This window comes from Nonlabens ulvanivorans (assembly GCF_032922765.1).
GTDB lineage: Bacteria > Bacteroidota > Bacteroidia > Flavobacteriales > Flavobacteriaceae > Nonlabens > Nonlabens ulvanivorans.
Map to the genome: position 1 here is coordinate 1079845 of NZ_CP136694.1, position 17998 is coordinate 1097842.

General features: G+C 33.9%; 14 protein-coding genes. 7 read left to right on the forward strand and 7 right to left on the reverse strand.

Annotation, left to right across the window (positions count from 1 at the left end; translation table 11 throughout):
* Positions 1–31: 31 nt before the first annotated feature.
* The 6 genes from R1T42_RS04965 to R1T42_RS04990 all read right to left on the reverse strand — a co-directional run bounded on the left by R1T42_RS04965 (position 32) and on the right by R1T42_RS04990 (position 8775).
* Positions 32–5707 (reverse strand): GEVED domain-containing protein, encoded by a 5676-nt coding sequence (locus R1T42_RS04965; protein WP_317291526.1) that lies wholly within the window; start codon positions 5705–5707, stop codon positions 32–34.
* 258 nt (positions 5708–5965) lie between these two features.
* On the reverse strand, positions 5966–6343 hold the full coding sequence (locus R1T42_RS04970) for a LysM peptidoglycan-binding domain-containing protein (RefSeq protein WP_317291527.1): 378 nt from the start codon (positions 6341–6343) through the stop codon (positions 5966–5968).
* Positions 6344–6485: 142 nt separating this feature from the next.
* Positions 6486–7229, reverse strand: a complete 744-nt coding sequence (locus R1T42_RS04975; protein ID WP_036585106.1) for a YebC/PmpR family DNA-binding transcriptional regulator — start codon at positions 7227–7229, stop codon at positions 6486–6488.
* Between the two features lie 76 nt (positions 7230–7305).
* Positions 7306–8238: a hypothetical protein gene (locus R1T42_RS04980; protein ID WP_317291528.1), complete on the reverse strand. Its 933-nt coding sequence runs from the start codon at positions 8236–8238 to the stop codon at positions 7306–7308.
* Between the two features lie 57 nt (positions 8239–8295).
* Positions 8296–8583: a 4a-hydroxytetrahydrobiopterin dehydratase gene (locus R1T42_RS04985; RefSeq protein ID WP_036585102.1), complete on the reverse strand. Its 288-nt coding sequence runs from the start codon at positions 8581–8583 to the stop codon at positions 8296–8298.
* Positions 8584–8589: 6 nt separating this feature from the next.
* A complete protein-coding gene (locus tag R1T42_RS04990; RefSeq protein ID WP_036585100.1) occupies positions 8590–8775 on the reverse strand; it encodes a CsbD family protein in 186 nt (61 codons plus the stop codon).
* A 119-nt stretch (positions 8776–8894) separates the two neighbouring features.
* Between R1T42_RS04990 and R1T42_RS04995 the strand changes: the two genes are divergently transcribed.
* The 7 genes from R1T42_RS04995 to R1T42_RS05025 all read left to right on the forward strand — a co-directional run bounded on the left by R1T42_RS04995 (position 8895) and on the right by R1T42_RS05025 (position 15493).
* The gene (locus tag R1T42_RS04995) at positions 8895–9653 is read left to right on the forward strand and encodes an autotransporter outer membrane beta-barrel domain-containing protein (protein WP_317291529.1); all 759 of its coding nucleotides are present in this window, start codon (positions 8895–8897) and stop codon (positions 9651–9653) included.
* A gap of 132 nt (positions 9654–9785) precedes the next feature.
* Entirely contained in the window at positions 9786–10304 is a 519-nt protein-coding gene (locus R1T42_RS05000; RefSeq protein WP_317291530.1) for an SRPBCC family protein, read from the forward strand.
* Position 10305: 1 nt separating this feature from the next.
* Entirely contained in the window at positions 10306–11001 is a 696-nt protein-coding gene (locus R1T42_RS05005) for an SDR family NAD(P)-dependent oxidoreductase (RefSeq protein WP_317291531.1), read from the forward strand.
* 82 nt (positions 11002–11083) lie between these two features.
* The gene (locus R1T42_RS05010) at positions 11084–12406 is read left to right on the forward strand and encodes a cryptochrome/photolyase family protein (RefSeq protein WP_317291532.1); all 1323 of its coding nucleotides are present in this window, start codon (positions 11084–11086) and stop codon (positions 12404–12406) included.
* Between the two features lie 57 nt (positions 12407–12463).
* On the forward strand, positions 12464–13951 hold the full coding sequence (locus R1T42_RS05015) for a cryptochrome/deoxyribodipyrimidine photo-lyase family protein (RefSeq protein ID WP_317291533.1): 1488 nt from the start codon (positions 12464–12466) through the stop codon (positions 13949–13951).
* 71 nt (positions 13952–14022) lie between these two features.
* Positions 14023–14577 carry a hypothetical protein gene (locus R1T42_RS05020; RefSeq protein WP_317291534.1) on the forward strand — a complete coding sequence of 185 codons (555 nt, stop codon included), beginning with the start codon at positions 14023–14025 and terminating at the stop codon, positions 14575–14577.
* 34 nt (positions 14578–14611) lie between these two features.
* Positions 14612–15493 carry a DUF808 domain-containing protein gene (locus R1T42_RS05025; protein WP_317291535.1) on the forward strand — a complete coding sequence of 294 codons (882 nt, stop codon included), beginning with the start codon at positions 14612–14614 and terminating at the stop codon, positions 15491–15493.
* Between the two features lie 9 nt (positions 15494–15502).
* On the opposite strand, the gene priA is transcribed toward R1T42_RS05025, so the two are convergent.
* The gene (gene priA / locus R1T42_RS05030; RefSeq protein WP_317291536.1) at positions 15503–17953 is read right to left on the reverse strand and encodes a replication restart helicase PriA; all 2451 of its coding nucleotides are present in this window, start codon (positions 17951–17953) and stop codon (positions 15503–15505) included.
* Between the last annotated feature and the right edge of the window lie 45 nt (positions 17954–17998).

The window sequence follows — 17998 nt, forward strand, 5'->3', positions numbered from 1 at the left end:
AAATAAATTGATTGATTGATTAGTAAAATAATTATTGAACAGCTAGTTTTACTGTTTTATTGGAGTCATTAGTGCTAAGATTTACCAAATAAATACCCGTTGAGATTTGAGGTACTTTAATACCTGATTGCTCGTTAATTAATTCGCTTTCGCGAAAGCTTGAAATTAATTTTCCTGATAGGTCATAAATGTCTAAACCAGTCAGTGCTTGATTTAATCCTTGAATTGAGATTATCGAAATATCATTATCATAGTACACTAATAAATCATCAATCTCTTGAGATGAATTAGATAAAGTCGTTGGGTTATAGAATACAATATCAAATCTATCTTCATCAATACCATCAGTACTAAAAGAAAAATGATAATCTGATGCTCTAATATCATGGTATACATTTAACTCATTGTCCCTTAACCACACCTCTTGAGCTAAATCTATATTAGTAAAGTCAGTTGATGTAATCTTATATAAATTACTCGTAATTCCTTTAACTGCCAGATCTACTACTTTATCATCAGTTATATCATTAAATGATTTTATAACAAATTGGTGGCCTTGAGACGGTACAAAGAAATCAGTTTCATTCAATGTTCCCGTTAAATAAGCATCATAACCATAATCATAGCCATCAGAAAGTCCACTATCAAAACCAATTGCTATTTGACGACTAGCACCAGTATCTGAAATTAACTCAAGACGAATTAATTTAATATTCAAGTCTTGATAACTAGACCTATCAGCAGTAGCCTGACTAGAACCAGGTGCGGCTAAAAATATACTTTCATTTAATGCCTCTTGTTTAAACACCCTTTGAGAATTATTAAATTCAATAGATCCATTATTCGTGATGGTTACAAAAAATGCCTGAGAAACTGGTAAAAAGAATGTAGGTAATATAGCTGGACCCGCACCACCGTTAAGATATCCTAAACCATCGTATTGCGCAGCTTTAACCGTTGCCATCTTAGTAATTGTAGCATATCCACCTTCATAGTAGGCCAATTGATGATTTGTGCCTCTAAATTGATCCCATAAATAAACAGCTCCATCTATCACACCTGCATTATCATCAATAAATTCTCTTGCATCAAATGCAGATGGGTAAGGATTACCTAATAAAGAAGATGTTATATTTCCACTTATATGAGGTATTGCAGGAATACTAATCAAACCATTATTAGGTTTACCTTTAAATACATATTCCTGATATCCTAAAGCATTTCCAGTTCCTTTTTGTGACCATCCATGTCCGGCTGCAATTTGAGTAACTGATGGGTCGATTCTACTCCAGTCAGAATATGTAGCACCATTTAGGAAAGTATGTAACCATCTTCCACTAATAGTAACAGGAGATGTTACTGGTGGTGTTCCTACATTGATTCCAGTAAATTGCACAGGTCCTACGACATCTTCTAAATTAGATAATTGAAATGAATTATTATTAGTTGTTGAGTTAATCTCACCCACAGGAGAACTCCAATAATTATAGGAATAAACATTTGCTTCTCCTTGCTGCTTTCTAGTAATAAAACCATTACTCGTTACGTCTAAATCACTACTAATAGTTTGGACTAATTGAGCATCACCTTCTAAATCTATATTCCCTTCTAGTAAAACATACCAAGAATTCTCTATATAATTACCATCATTAACATCAATAGACCCTGAAGTTTCAAGCACAATACCAATAGTTGAAATACTATTGTCTAATACGGTTTCATGATTAATTCTTAAAATGGTGTAATCATAATTAAAAAGATCACTAGCTTCCCATACTGTATTTTGAACAAACGTATTATTTGATGATAACAGTCCATCTTGAATGGTTACATAAGGAATAGGTGCTGTTTGAAGTACAATCTCCTTTACATTATACATTTTGATGTCCATATTATTGGTAACATCGTAAACAATATCACCTTCAATACGAGTGAAATCATAATAAATTGCTAATTCATTCCACAATATGCTAGTATCCTTAGGTAACACTACTCCTGTCACATAAGAACCATTTGCCTCAATCTCTTGATACATAATTCTTCTCAAGTCATTGATATCTTGTGCACTATTAAAAACACGTATTTCATCCAGATATCCTCGATAGTAATTAGAACTACCTGCTATAGAAGAATTTCCAACCGTAAATGAGTTACCAGATAAGGATGATAATGGTAAACCTGATGTACCTATTACTCCTTCTTCTACTCCATTGATATAGAGTGTCATATTTACTGAATCATAACTTGCCGCTATATGCATCCATTTAATGTCTGAAATATTATTAGTTGATGTGATAGAGAAATTATTTCCTCCACTATCTACTGCGCTTAATATAACATTTCCAGAAGGGTTTAATACAATGTTAAAGTTGTCCTCTCCCATTATGACAGCATCAGAAGCTGTATGATCTGCCAAAACCCAAACCATCATTGAAGAACTATTCAATCCAGCTGTTACGGGTACAGCTGTTTGTAAGTAATCGTTACGACCGTCAAAATATATAGATAAGTCATCATCAAGATCTATAGGTGCTCCATAGATTCCTGTATCAAAATCATTGTTACCATCGTTAATACCATCCCTATCTACATCACCTGTATCATCAACTCTTCCATCATTATCCAAATCATGATCAGCATAGTAAGAATTATCTATATCGCTTCCATTAGATAAATCATTTGAAGCATCATTGCTATCAATATCTATATAATCAGGCACACCATCACCATCCGTATCTAAAGGAAGTGTATAACCACTCGTACCGTGATCATCAAAACCAGGATCATCATCATTTTCATCCAGCAATGCTAATAATCCATCACCATCAAATTCATCCGTATCTAACACTGTAGAAGCATCAGTGCCATCACCTTTACCATCGCCATTAATGTCTAAATCTCCAAACCCATCATATTCTAAAACATCGAAAACACCATCATTGTCACTGTCTAAATCTAAATAATCTGGAACTCCATCGCTATCACTATCTATTGGTGTATAGGATTCATAGGCATCATGCAAACCATTTTCATTAACATCCACCCAAACAGCATCTAAGGTTGTTCCATCTAAATCACTATCAATAATTGCTAACCCAGCAGGTCTTCCTATTTCATAAACATTAGGAATACCATCGTTATCATTGTCTAAATCAATAACATCAGCTACACCATCTCCATCCAAATCACATAAAGATTGAGTAATTTTAATATCATCCAATGCTACATCATTACCTAATCCTCCAGGAGAATTATTCACTAATTGAATGATGAAATCACTGTCCGTTAATATAACAGTTGTACTAAATTGTATCCATTCAGACAACGATCCACAACCATTATGACTTCCATCAGCACAACGAGTTACATCACCAGGATTATAAACTGCTAAAAGAGCTGATTTATCACTGTTGAAGAAGTTAACTGAAACATTTGGAAGAATCCTAGGTAGTTCACCAGCTGTAAAATCAGAATCCTGTCGATCTATATTTAAAGCCCAAAATTCATAAAATATCGGGGCTCCCGGAACAGTTCCAACAATTTCAGTTTCATAAAAAACTCCTGGATCTACATCGGCATTAAATATAGCCATCCTACCATTAACATCTCCCACGGTGTGGTCTTCTCCATAATACCATACTCTTTCAGACCAATCAGACACATCGGGATTAGCTGTACCTATGTCCGTAAAACCGTTATTGTCACTTATAGAATAATGAACTGTATAATCTCCATCATTAAGACTAGCATCAGCATCACATTCATTGGAACCTTGAACAATAGTACCATCTTCATAACAATAAGTAGTTGTAACACCTGGATTAGCACCATCGATAGTCACCCTATTTAAACCAGCACCAAACGTTTCGTTCAAAAAAACAACATCTGCAATGGCACTAAGAGGACTTATTAAACAAGAATTTTGCTCTTCTATATCTCTTATCCCATCATTATCATCGTCAACATCAACATTATCAGGGACACCATCACCATCTGTATCTGGATAAATTTGTGCTCCTTCACCTTGAATCGCAAAAATAAATGGATTCTCATCAGGGTCATTTGTATATATTTCAACACTACCATTATGCACACCTGTAGTACGAGGTGTAAACTGAATTTGAAAAGTTAAAGCGGCACCTGGAGTTAAAATTGTACCAGTCATAGGTCCATTAACTATTACAAATGAACTTGCTGTTCCTAATCCTAAGGTTACAGGTATAGCTCCAAAAATTAAATCACTTGAACCATTATTTGATATTGTATAAGTATGAATATCAATTCCAGCATTACTATCTACAACACCAAAATTTGTTTCATTAGCTAATGAAGTTGTTAATGAATTATGCATAATATTAACATTATTACCCACTACTGATATACTAGGACCAGATGTAGGAATTACATCAATAAAATAATCTTCAAACTCTTCAGAATTACCAGACGTTGTACCACAAGATTCTACACTAGCCCAATACCTTCTACTTCCAATACGTAATATTTTTTTACCTGTGGTTACAGAATTAGGTACCGTAAAAGATTGCCCTACATAAGGATACGCCTCTGTCCCTCCAGTTCCTCCACTAGCATATATATTATCTCCCACATCATTGAAATCACCATTCCCATTATAATCTATAAAAGCTGCCCAGCCAGAACTCCCATTACCATTAAACACATCTAAATCTATGGTATAAGTACCACCTGGTAGTACATCTGAAGGCTGTACACTTAAATAATCTCCATAACCTCCATCATCTCCAGTTACATTATCAATATTTTGAGACTCTCCAGACACCTGTACTCTTGTTATATAATGAATTTCCCAAGACTCTCTAGCATCAGAATCAGAAGAAGGAATACAAACATTTGAAGCAACTGAAATATTAACAGTCCCTGTATCACAATCATTCATTGAATCACAAATAACATAATCAAAAGAATCCAACCCTATAAAATTCAAAGCAGGAACATATTCAAATATACCATCAGAGATTTCTGTAACAGTACCACCATTTGCAGTTGTTAAAGGCATTGCCCCAGTAGAAATACTAAAATCATCTAAGTCACCACCATCACTTCCTATTACATCATTCAAACTAACATCTACATTCCCTGAACTACCAAATAACAAATCTAAATCATCATTTGCCGCAATAGGATCATCCCCTGTAGGTATTGTAATTTCATAATCTTCAGTTTCACCATGATTGTAATTCGTAAAACAAGTATTTGATCCATTATAATTATAACTATCTTGTTCTAATATTAATCGCAACCTATAATCACCAGCAGCTAAAGTCCCAGGAATCGCTATGGTAAAGTTTCTTGTAGTACCATTTTGAACAGTGCTTGATGAATACAATCGTTCCGTCGCATCACTTAAAACACCATCGTCGTTAATATCAAGAAACGCAACAACATTATGATGCATCCAATTAACACTAACAGTATTAGTTACAGATAAACTCATATTTGATCCTGGTATTGCTGTTATTGAAACACCTGTATAATCTCTATAATTAATATTATTATTTACATCTCCAACAGAAGTATTAGTCACTCCATTAATGATTACTTCACTAATAAATAAATCTTGTTGATTGCCTCTATGTTCTGGAGTACAATAACTTTGACCCTTTGCTGAATTTAAAGTGACGAATATTAATACAATAATTAAGGTATACGTTTTAGTAAAAACTTTCATATTCTCATAGTTTAGCTACATCTACAAAAATATCGACATAACCACGTAACCTGAGAAATTAGCTGTCAAAATTTGCTTTTTATCGATTAAATACGTTTTTACTAGTTAAAAAACGGTGGGTAATTATTTCATATTACGCATTTCATCGAAAAACATCACTTTTAATCCTGTTATTCAAATAATAAAACTATGAACAACAAAAAAGCTCTGTCAATAAACAGAGCCTTTAATGTCAAATAATTATTTTCTTACAAATTATTAAAGATTAGGAATTACTAATTCTTGTCCTGGATGTATCACATCTGGATTAGAAAGTACACCCGTATTTGCAGCAAATATTTGCTTATACTTCATTGGGTCTTTGAAATAGTGCTTTGCAATAAGGCTTAATGACTCACCGCTTTGAACTGTATGACGTGCATAAACTGATGCATCTTCAACCTTAATGTCTGCCATTAAATCGCTAGGATTATCTCCTCCTACCTTTTTAATTTCGTCCCATAATTGATCTTTATCATAAGGAGTCGCCGCTGTACCTCTTATTTCAAGACGCTCTCCATTTACTTGAACATCACCATCTTTAATTGCTAATTTCTCTCCTAAGTCAAGAACGCTTTGATATTTTGCTTTTACCATTTTAGTTGTTTTAATTAATATGTTTAAAGTTAAGAATGATTTGTGATAAAAAAGATAATCAGAAATGAAAACTTTTTCATTCGTTGAAATGTACGATTATTTCTTCAAAATACGCTTTCGCGAAAGCGTAACTTAAAATTAATTATTCTTCATCCTGCATGGTCGTGTATACATTATTCACGTCGTCGTCTTCATCCAGTTTTTCAAGAAGTTTCTCTACGTCCTCGCGCTGTTCTGCAGTGACTTCTTTTTGCATCGTCGGTATATATTCAAATCCGGAACTAAGTATCTCGTGTCCTAACTCTTCAATACCTTTCTGTAAAGCACCATAATTTTGGAATTCTGCATAAATCATTATTCCATCTACTGAGTTATCATCTTCTTCATCTTTCTCGTCTAGAAATAATTCTTCAGCACCAAAATCAATCAACTCTAACTCTAATTCTTCTAAATCCACATCACCAGCCGGGATTCTAAAATGACATTTATGATCAAACATAAATTCGACAGAACCCGACGTACTTAAATTCCCGTCACATTTAGTAAAGTAACTGCGCACATTTGCAACGGTTCTATTATTATTATCTGTAGAAGTCTCTACAAGAATCGCTATTCCATGAGGTGCATAACCTTCAAAAAGAACAGTTTCATAGTTTGCTGTGTCCTTATCTGTAGCTTTCTTAATTGCACGTTCAACATTTGCCTTAGGCATGTTAACGGCTTTTGCATTTTGTATTACCGCACGTAACTTTGCATTGGATTCTGGATCTGGTCCGCCTTCTTTTACTGCGATAACGATATCCTTACCTATTCTAGTAAATGCTTTAGACATAGCGCTCCATCTTTTCATCTTGCGCGCCTTGCGGAATTCAAATGCTCTTCCCATTTAATGTTTTGTTATTTGTTAAAGTTCAAATTTAAGATTCTGTGACTATCCTTGCAAGTACAATGATATTCTTATATTATTCTAACTCTGATAATAATATTTTTAAATATTGACTCGTACCATATGACCATATAGTATATGCTTTTTTTCTGTTTATATTAAACCAGGTTTTTGATTGATTAAATGCGTCTGTTTTTTGTAAAATATCTGTTCTATCATTATTAGCAGCTGCTGTTAGATAATCGATAATGGGTGATGTTTTCTCAAAAAAGGTATGGCTATACAATTTTGTAAAATCATTATAAACACTTTGCAAGCTAGCAATATCAATGGATTCTGATAATTCTATTGCTTTATTATTATTAACTTCAATGGTGTTTTTAAGTTCTAACAGTCTATTATTAAATTGTTGTGGTGTTAATTGGGATATATCTTGCCATAGATAGGCCTCGGCGTTTTTAATTTGCAGCACCAACATATTCATTTCATTATAATAATCATATATCTTAATGGTTGCAGCCATTTTTTGAGCTAGTTCATTATCATTTTCTGAGATAATTAAATTATGCCTTAACCCATAATTTACAACTGCTCTATCATAATCTTTACGCAACTGATACATGGCATTTCTTATCTTTCTAAATATGGTACTCTTATCTACTAATGGCTCTTTAGAACTGTCTAACTTAAGGAGTTGTACATAATCTTCCTTTACAATAGCTAGATTACCATTCAAATATTTTACAGCAGCCTGTTGAAAATCTGTATCAAATGGTCGTTCTTTTTCAATATTGCGTATGGCTCTTTTTAATACATTTTCTAAAACCTTACGTTGCCCATTGCGTTTTTGTAAATTAGGTTCTTGGGAATACCTGTACATATAGTTCCACGTTTGCTCAATAACTTGTTCGTGATTTTTATCTACAAATTCTAGATAAGTCTTCGGTGAATTGTAGCGCTGCGCTTGAACATTTATTCCTATTAATATAAAAAATATAAAATATCGCATAAAAAAATAGCTGCCCTTTAATGGGACAGCTACAATATTACAAAATGAATGCCGTAATTACTCGTCACCAACGATATGCTCTATAGCAGCAGCCAGTTTAAAGTCGTTTTCTGTTAGGCCATTTACGTCATGAGTACTTAGAGTAATCTCTAACGTATTGTAAACATTATGCCAGTCTGGATGGTGTTCCATTTTCTCGGCTATTAATGCTATGCGTGTCATTACAGAAAATGCATCCATAAAATTATCAAATTCAAAGGTTGTATGAATGGCATCATCATAATAATCCCAACCTTCAATATTTTCTAAATGCTTGTATATCTGATCTTCAGTTAATTTTTCCATTGTTTTTTATTTATCGTCAAAGGTATTTTTAATTTTTCTTTTAGCCTCACCAAGACCTTCTTTAATTTCACCTTTTACTTGATCAGTTTTACCTTCTGCTTCAGTAGATTTATCGTCAGTTAATTTCCCAAACTCCTCTTTAGCTTTTCCTTTCGCCTGATCCCATTTTCCTTCTAATTCTTTATCGCTCATAGTATTTGTTTTTTGAATGAGTTTAAATTTACTTATGATAGCTTAAAATGTGACACAATAAAATCTTAATCCTTCATTAAAGTATTCCCAATACAAGTAGGAATTCCTATATTTAACCCATGAAAAAAATCGCTCTACTCCTATCGTTAATAAGCACCATTTCTTTTTCACAAGATGACCTCAAACAGGTAAAGCCAGAAACAGCTGTACATTTAAGAGAAATTCCGAGACATAACTTATCACTCGCCTTTGGTGTCGCACAACCATCTGGAGATTTTAGTGACATTGCTAGATCAGGTCTTAATGTAGGTCTTGAGTATACTTACTACACAAATAAATATTTAGGACTTAGTGCTGGTTTAAGACATCAATACAACGAGTTTGGATATCTAGACACAGATACTAATCCTGAAAATAATATTAGCTCAAACAATTATACCACTACCAGCATTTCTATAGGACCCAGTTTTAGTTACACTAGAAATAGATTTCAACTAGATGTGATGTTAAAGGGTGGAATAGCTTTTTATAATAATCCAGATAACGTTGTATCTAATAATGAATTGCAGGATGCACCACCAACCATATTATATCAATCTGATGCCGCAAACTCAAAATCTGCAAGTGCTTATCTTGAAGGTGGATTAAGATTTAACTACTATTTCCGTAGATCGGTGCAATTATTTTTCTCGCCACAATATAATACTACATTAGGTAATCCTATAGGTTATAACTTCCTCGATGAGAATAGTACGTCCTTTATTCCAGAAGAAGTACGCACGGTTAATGCTTCTAATTTCACTTTAAATTTTGGTGTTAAAATAGCTTTGTCACCAGAATATACAAGTGGTGAAGACCGCTACGACGGTGATGAGTAGATTTTAATCTATTATTAAATTAAAGGAGCATTCCCTACTTTTTCATAGTATAAAGTAGGGAATGTATATTTTAACAAACTCTTACTAAAACACATTTGTTTAATGTTTAACTTTATAACCTAAACAAAACAAGTGAAACTATATCAATTCTCATCACAGCAAAAGTTACCAATTTCCATAGATGAGGCATGGAAATTCTTAACGGACGCAAATAACCTTAAATTATTAACACCGCCAGAACTGGAGATGAAAGTCCAGTATGGTACAGAAAGAGGCATGTATCCAGGTCAGTTAATAGAGTATTCGGTAAAACCATTACCTCTCTATCGTACAAATTGGGTGACACATATCACTCAAGTAAAAGAAAGAGAATACTTTGTAGATGAGCAAATGTATGGACCATACGCAACATGGCATCACAAACACTTCATTAGTGAAACACCTGGAGGAACTTTAATGGAAGATTTAATTCACTATCGCTTACCACTAGGTTTCATAGGCAAGATAGGTGCACCATTTGTTAAGAAGCAATTAGATGAAATATTCCGCTTTCGCGAAAGCGCACTAATCAAGCATTTTGGTGAATATAAAGAAAATGCTCACACGCAAAACGATTTACAAGAAACACAAAAACACGAAATACTAAACTAAAATGTCTAAAAATATATTACTTATCGGTGGAAGCCACGGAATAGGAAACGCTATTGTGCAACATATGCATGGTGATAATAATTTATTTGTCGCGTCTAGGGAAAATGAAAATTTACCTGATGGTGTTACTCACATAAGTTTTGATGCATTAACAGATGAATTGGATACAAGCGCTTTGCCAGAATCTTTAGACGGTTTTGTATACTGTCCTGGAAGCATTAATTTAAAACCTTTTAAGATGCTTAAACAACAGCATTTTGAAGATGATATGAATATTAATTTCTTTTCAATGCTTAAGGTAACACGAGCAGTTTTACCTTTATTAACTAAAGAAGGAACTAGTAGTATGGTCTATTTTTCAACTGTTGCGGTAGGCACAGGAATGCCATTTCATACTAGTGTTGCAGCTGCTAAAGGTGCAATTGAAGGTTTTGCAAAGGCACTTGCTGCAGAGTATGCACCAACTATACGTGTTAATGTGATCGCCCCATCATTAGTAGACACACCACTTGCTGGTAGATTGCTTAACAATGATGCCAAGAAAGAAAAAATGGGAGAAATGCATCCTTTAAAACGTGTAGGTACACCAGATGATATCGCTAGTGTTGCAGCATTCTTACTAGAGCAAAACGCAGGTTGGATTACAGGACAAATTATAGGAGTTGATGGTGGAAAAGGCACCTTGAATCTGGGATAAACATTAATAGAATTTAGCACAAAGCTATGAAGTAGTAATTTCTTTAAATCAGTTCTATCAAGCTACAAATTAACCTAACAAAATGAGTGAAAAAGTAAATATTTTTTGGTTCCGCAGGGATTTAAGATTGGATGATAATGTAGGTTTTCTAGAGGCTCTTAAAAGCGACTTACCCGTCTTACCTATTTTTATTTTTGATAAAGAGATTCTAGATCACTTACCAGAAGATGATGCTCGTGTCACTTTTATATATGAAGAATTGCAACGCATGCGTAGCAATCTTCAAGAAAATCATGATAGTTCACTAGCTATGTTTTATGGGAAACCTTTAAGTATATGGCAAGAGATTATAGATAATTATGAAGTTAATGCTGTCTTTACCAATAGAGATTATGAGCCCTATGCACAAGAAAGAGACCTAAAATTAACCTCTTTCTTTAATGACCAGAAAATAGAATTCTTTACTTTTAAGGATCAAGTTATCTATGAAAAAGATGACATCGTAAAAGGCGATGGCGATCCCTATGTGGTTTATACACCTTATAAAAATAAATGGCTAGAGAATTTCCGCAATGATTTTGGTAAAGCTGATAATCTTACCATTCATTATACTAGCGAGTATTTGGATAATTGTATTAAAAATAGTCGATTACCCAACTTAGATTTATCTGATATGGGATTTAAAAAATCAGATATCGAGATTCCTGATTATAATGTAAAGCCTACACTCATAGAGGATTATGAGAAGACAAGAAATTTCCCTGCTTTAGAAAATGGTACATCGCGTTTAGGCGTGTATTTAAGATTTGGTGTCGTTAGCATCCGTAAAATGATGAAAAAGGCAGATTTGGCAAGTGAAAAAACTTTTATGAGCGAGCTCATTTGGCGTGAGTTTTTTATGACTATACTGTATCATTTTCCTCATACAATAGATAACGCTTTTAGGTCAAAATATGATCGTATAGAGTGGAGAAATAATGAGGCCGAATTTGAGAAGTGGAAAAATGGACAAACAGGATATGCCATCGTTGATGCTGGTATGCGCCAATTAAATACTACTGGCTATATGCATAACCGAGTGCGTATGCTAGTTGCCAGTTTTTTATGCAAACATTTATTAATAGATTGGCGTTGGGGCGAGCGTTATTTTGCAGAGAAGCTTCTGGATTTTGACCTTTCTGCAAACGTTGGTAACTGGCAATGGGCTGCTGGTAGCGGTGTAGATGCAGCTCCATATTTTAGGATATTTAATCCTATCACCCAGAAAGATAAATTTGATAAGAATTATAAATATATCAAGCAATGGGTTCCAGAGTTTGATACAGATAATTATGTAGAGAAAATGGTAGATCATAAAGAAGCACGTGAACGATGCCTAAAAACCTATAAAGAAGCTGTGGCTTAAAGACTGTAGATCAGATACAATCACAGCCACTAGGCTAAACATCACTTATTTGTCAATTTGAAACAATCCATTAATATAGTTTGGTTTAAAAGAGATTTAAGAATTCTAGATCACGAGCCTTTATTAAAGGCAACGCAATCAGGATTGCCTATACTCCTACTCTATGTTTTTGAACCTATGCTGCTTAAAGATTGCCATTACAGCAAGAGACACTTTGATTTTATAAAGCAATCGTTAGAAAACATGAACGATAAGCTAGCATCTATAGATACTAAAGTACTTACTATAGAGTCTGAAGCACTGACTGCTTTCAAAATATTAGGGCAACAGTACCAAATCAAAAATGTATATTCCTATCAAGAAACAGGATTACTAAAGACCTTTAAAAGAGATCTTGCAATTGCTGGATATTTTAAGAAAGTTAGTATTCATTGGGAAGAAAGCATTTCTAATGGTGTGGTACGAGGAATAAAAAACAGAACCAACTGGAAAGAGCACTGGATTCAATTTATAAATGCAGACTTACAACATCCAGACTTTGATAAAGCGATTGTCATTAAAACCATAACTCAACTTGAAAAACACTTCAACACTACCGATTTAACCACTTCAAAAACTACTCATTTTCAACCTGGAGGAACCACCACAGGCTTAAAATACTTTGATAGTTTTCTTACGGAACGCATTACCGGATACAATCACCATTATTCAAAACCACTGACCAGTAGATTGCATAGCAGTAGGTTATCACCATACATCGCATGGGGCAATATAAGTGTGCGCATGGTTGCCCAAAGGGCTAGTGCTGCAAAGCATTATGTAAAAGATAAAAGAACACTCAATTCTTTTCTATCAAGACTAAGATGGCAAGCTCATTTTATTGAAAAATTTGAAATGGAGCATGAAATGGAATGGCAGAGCGTTCAAATGGCATATCGCGATTTAAAAAAACCTATCAATAAAGAGTTTCAGCAAGCCTGGCGTGTAGGTAGGACAGGTTATCCTCTTGTTGATGCAGCCATGCGTTGTTTAAATACTACGGGATTTATCAACTTCAGGTTACGGGCGATGCTCACTGGATTTTTCACCCATCATTTATGGCAACCATGGCAGGATGCTAGCAATCATCTAGCGTCTCAATTCTTAGATTTTGAGCCTGGTATTCATTATCCGCAATTGCAAATGCAGGCTGGTGAAACCGGAATCAATATAGTACGCGTTTATAATCCTGTAAAAAATAGTCTCGAGCATGACCCAAAAGGCATTTTTATTAAAAAATGGGTTCCAGAACTAGCTCATCTACCATTACGATTTATTCACGAGCCATGGAAAATGACAATGATGGATGAACAGTTTTCTAACTTTAAACTTGGGATTGATTATCCAGTAAGGTTGGTGGAAAATACGCTTTCGCGAAAGCGTGCTAAAGATATTCTCTATGGTATACAGAAAGATCTTAAAAGTAAAGTCGAATCAAAACGTATTATCTCAAAACATACTAATCCTAATCGTGAAATATGGCCAGGTGGTAATGAATTGAAGTAAACAATTCTCAGGTTTCAATTATACTTATTAAAATTTTTATAACTTGATAAACCTTAATACAGTAAACCTTAATGGAACAAATCAACATCATATTTTTTGCTATTCTATCTTTTTTTAACGTTGAAAATGGACGCATTGCAGCGACCAAAACAACAGTCATTGTAGATACATCTCGTAAAACGGTGCTGATTGAACAAGAAAACTTATTCTCTATTATTAAAAATGAATCGGAAGCTAATGTCGTTGTAGATCAATGGAATCACTTCATAACTTTGATGGATAAGGATATTATATGGTCTGAGCATTTGAAATCTTTTACTGATAAGAAAGTTATAATTGATACTGTTGAAGAAGGTATTCTACCTAAAATAACTTTAAGCTACAGCCACACTGATGATTTACGTGATTTGGGAATTTGGTTTAATGAATTGAAAAATGATTATTCAATTAATAATGTACCTGCTCAAAACTTAAAGACTAGCGATGGAGTATTACATGGTAATTATTGGGTATTTGAAGGTGACCAAGTGTTCTCATTTACTTTAGAACCTTTTTTAGACTTACCAGAAGGATATCAATCTTTTGTAAAACCACTAGAAGAAATATTATCAGAAGCCAAAAAGTAATTATATTTTCGTTGTTTAAAAATTAGGAATAGATATGGCTTCAGGATTTTTTGCATTACTAGATGATATTGCAGTACTTATGGATGACGTAGCAGCGATGAGTAAAATTGCTACTAAGAAAACTGCTGGTATTCTAGGAGATGATCTTGCGGTAAATGCAGAGAAAGCGTCTGGATTTGTGTCTTCACGAGAGATTCCTGTTTTATGGGCTATTACTAAAGGCTCCTTTATCAATAAACTTATCATCTTACCTCTAGCCTTTCTATTGAGTGCCTTCTTGCCTATCGCGGTCACCATTATATTAATACTAGGCGCGATATACCTTGCATATGAAGGTGCAGAAAAGATTTATGAATATGCTTTTCCACATGAACATCCCAAAGCTCATTTAGAGTCTAAAGAATATACTGAAGAAGAAATATTGACCTTTGAAAAAGAGAAAATAAAATCTGCAATTTTTACTGATTTTATATTATCTGTAGAGATTGTTATCATCGCTTTAGGAACTGTTTTAGGAGAAGATATTACAACTCAAATTATGGTTGTATCGTTTGTTGCTATTGTTGCTACCATCGGAGTTTATGGAATAGTTGCGTTAATTGTAAGAATGGATGATCTAGGTTATCGTTTAATTAAAGCTAGTAAGAGTGAAAAAAGTTTTACTAAAACAATAGGTCAACTATTAGTAAAAGCCTTACCACTTATTATTAAAGGATTAGCTATTGTGGGAACTATCGCATTGTTACTAGTGGCTGGTGGTATATTTCTTCATAACATTGAGTACTTACATGATTTATTACACGGTTTACCTTCTATAGTTGCTGAGTTTTTAGTAGGTCTAGCGGTAGGTATTGTCACTCTTCTTATTATTAAAGCCTTTAAAAAAGTATTTTTAAGCAAGAAAACAGTGTCCTAATAGAAAGTTTTAGTAACAGTCTACATCTACATTACATCTTACAGAATTGAATCCTTTAATAGATTCAAAACTGCGCTTTACTTTACGTATATAGTCTTTTATGGTATTGGGATGATGTTGTTTTCCCATTTTAACCATGACGTGTACTTGATACAAATTACGTACACGAGCTACTGCAGGAAATTCTGGTCCTAACACTTCTACTCCATGCTCGATTTGATTTAATGCGTTTACAAACCATTGTCCTGCCTGTAAGGTCGTATTATAATCACGATTTTTAAAAGTTAATCTTATCAATCGCTGATATGGAGGATATTTAAATTGATAACGATCTTCTAATTGGTCTTTAAACATTGCACCATAGTCATAAGTACTTACCTGTTGTAGGATTTGATGCTCTGGATTATAACTCTGAATCAATACTTTGCCACGCTCTGCAGTACGTCCTGCACGTCCAGACACTTGTGTTAATAGATGAAAGCATCTTTCATGTGCTCTAAAGTCTGGAAAATTAAGCATGGTATCTGCACTCAAAACACCAACTAAACTTACGTTTCTAAAATCCAGACCTTTAGTAAGCATTTGTGTTCCTACAAGGCAATGAACCTCACCAGTATCGATTTGCTCAATAATTTTTTCAATACTATTCTTTCCTCTGGTCGTATCTAAATCCATACGAGCAATCTTAAGATCTGGAAATAATTCTTTGAATTCTTCTTCAATTTGCTGTGTACCAAAACCTTTAGTGTCTAGAGATGTACTAGAGCAAGAAGGACATTCTGGAGGCACGATTGTATGATAGCCGCAATAATGACATCGCAACTGTTTTTTATATTGATGGAATGTTAAGCTCACATCACAGTTAGGACATTGAGGTGCATTACCACAAGTATTACATTCTAGGATAGGTGCATATCCACGTCTATTTTGGAATAAAATTACTTGATTATTATTCTTAAAAGCCTCTTGCATTTGCTCAATTAAGCTATCAGAAAAATGTCCTTTCATTTTCTTACGCTTATGCTTATCTTTTATATCAATTATTTGAATTTCAGGCATTAACACTTTTCCATAACGCTCTTTCAATTCAACTAATCCATACTTTCCTAAAGTTGTATTATAATAACTCTCTAATGATGGAGTCGCAGACCCTAATAAGACATCAGCTTTTTTCATATGTCCTAAGACTACCGCTGCATCACGTGCATGATATCGAGGATCTGGATCAAACTGTTTAAAACTCGTTTCATGCTCCTCATCTACAATAATGAGCTTTACGTTTTGAAATGGTAATAGAATAGCACTACGAGCTCCTACAATTACATAGGGCTCTTTATTTTCAATAACATGATTCCATACTTCTAATCTTTCATTAAGATTATATCTAGAATGATAAACGAGCACCTGATGTTTGAAATAATGCTTTAAACGAGATATAAGTTGGGTAGTTAAAGCTATCTCTGGTAATAGATATAACACCTGGTTACCTAACTCTAACTGTTCTTGAATAAGCCTTACATAAATTTCGGTTTTACCACTTGATGTGACTCCATGTAACAAAGTTGTTTTACCGGCTGCAAATTGCTCTCTAATCTCATTAAGTGCTTCTTGTTGCGCTGGTTGAAGTTCAAAAAGTTCGCTTCCTTGTTCTTTTTCATCGAGAACACGATCTATAGCTTGTTCTTCTTCAATAAAAATGTTTTTATCTATTAAAGCTTTAATAGTTGCCCTAGAAACTCCTGCTCTATCCTGCAATAATTTTGATGTGACTAATTTGTTTCCTGTTTGTAACATGAATAATGACATTACTGTATCACGCTGTTTTGGCGCTCGAGTCATATCATCTAGCAAATTTTTAAGCTGCTCTTCATCTTTATATCTTTTGTTGAGAAAGATATACTTTACCGTTTTTGGCTTATAAGTAGAATAGACTTCTTCTTGAAGAATGATCCACTCTTGTTCGAGCATCTTTTTAAGAATAGGTAATACAGATTTTCTGTCTAAAATATCCATTACCTCTTTTACCTTCAAGGCTGGTCTATGAAGTAGCGCTTCCATAATTAAGAATTGCTTATCATCTAAAAAATCATCATTAACTTCTGTATCTGGATTTTTAAGAATAATTGTCTCGCTCTCCAGTAGTAATGACTTAGGCAATGCAGCACGCATCACTTGACCTATACTACATACATAATATGAGGCTATCCATTCCCAAAACTTTAGTTGATCTTTTGTTACTGTAGGTAACTCATCAACTATGAGCTCAATATCTTTTACCTCATAATTAAGTGGTGGTGATTGATGAATGTGATGAACAATACCAGTGTAGATCTTAGATTTTCCAAACGGGACAGCAACACGCATTCCAGGTTCTAAAAAATCAGCCTCGGCAGCAGTAACTCGATAAGCAAAAAGCCTTTCAAGCGGTAATGGTATGATAACATCAATATAATGGGACATAAAAAAATCTACTATGTAAAAATAGTAGATGATTTAAAGTGTTGC

Coding starts and splice junctions, on each gene's coding strand:
- R1T42_RS05020 (WP_317291534.1), top strand. CDS start 14,023: ATGGAACAAATCAACATCATATTTTTTGCTATTCTATCTTTTTTTAAC.
- priA (WP_317291536.1), bottom strand. CDS start 17,953: ATGTCCCATTATATTGATGTTATCATACCATTACCGCTTGAAAGGCTT.
- R1T42_RS04985 (WP_036585102.1), bottom strand. CDS start 8,583: ATGGAAAAATTAACTGAAGATCAGATATACAAGCATTTAGAAAATATT.
- R1T42_RS05025 (WP_317291535.1), top strand. CDS start 14,612: ATGGCTTCAGGATTTTTTGCATTACTAGATGATATTGCAGTACTTATG.
- R1T42_RS04995 (WP_317291529.1), top strand. CDS start 8,895: ATGAAAAAAATCGCTCTACTCCTATCGTTAATAAGCACCATTTCTTTT.
- R1T42_RS05005 (WP_317291531.1), top strand. CDS start 10,306: ATGTCTAAAAATATATTACTTATCGGTGGAAGCCACGGAATAGGAAAC.
- R1T42_RS04975 (WP_036585106.1), bottom strand. CDS start 7,229: ATGGGAAGAGCATTTGAATTCCGCAAGGCGCGCAAGATGAAAAGATGG.
- R1T42_RS05010 (WP_317291532.1), top strand. CDS start 11,084: ATGAGTGAAAAAGTAAATATTTTTTGGTTCCGCAGGGATTTAAGATTG.
- R1T42_RS04970 (WP_317291527.1), bottom strand. CDS start 6,343: ATGGTAAAAGCAAAATATCAAAGCGTTCTTGACTTAGGAGAGAAATTA.
- R1T42_RS04980 (WP_317291528.1), bottom strand. CDS start 8,238: ATGCGATATTTTATATTTTTTATATTAATAGGAATAAATGTTCAAGCG.
- R1T42_RS04990 (WP_036585100.1), bottom strand. CDS start 8,775: ATGAGCGATAAAGAATTAGAAGGAAAATGGGATCAGGCGAAAGGAAAA.
- R1T42_RS04965 (WP_317291526.1), bottom strand. CDS start 5,707: ATGAAAGTTTTTACTAAAACGTATACCTTAATTATTGTATTAATATTC.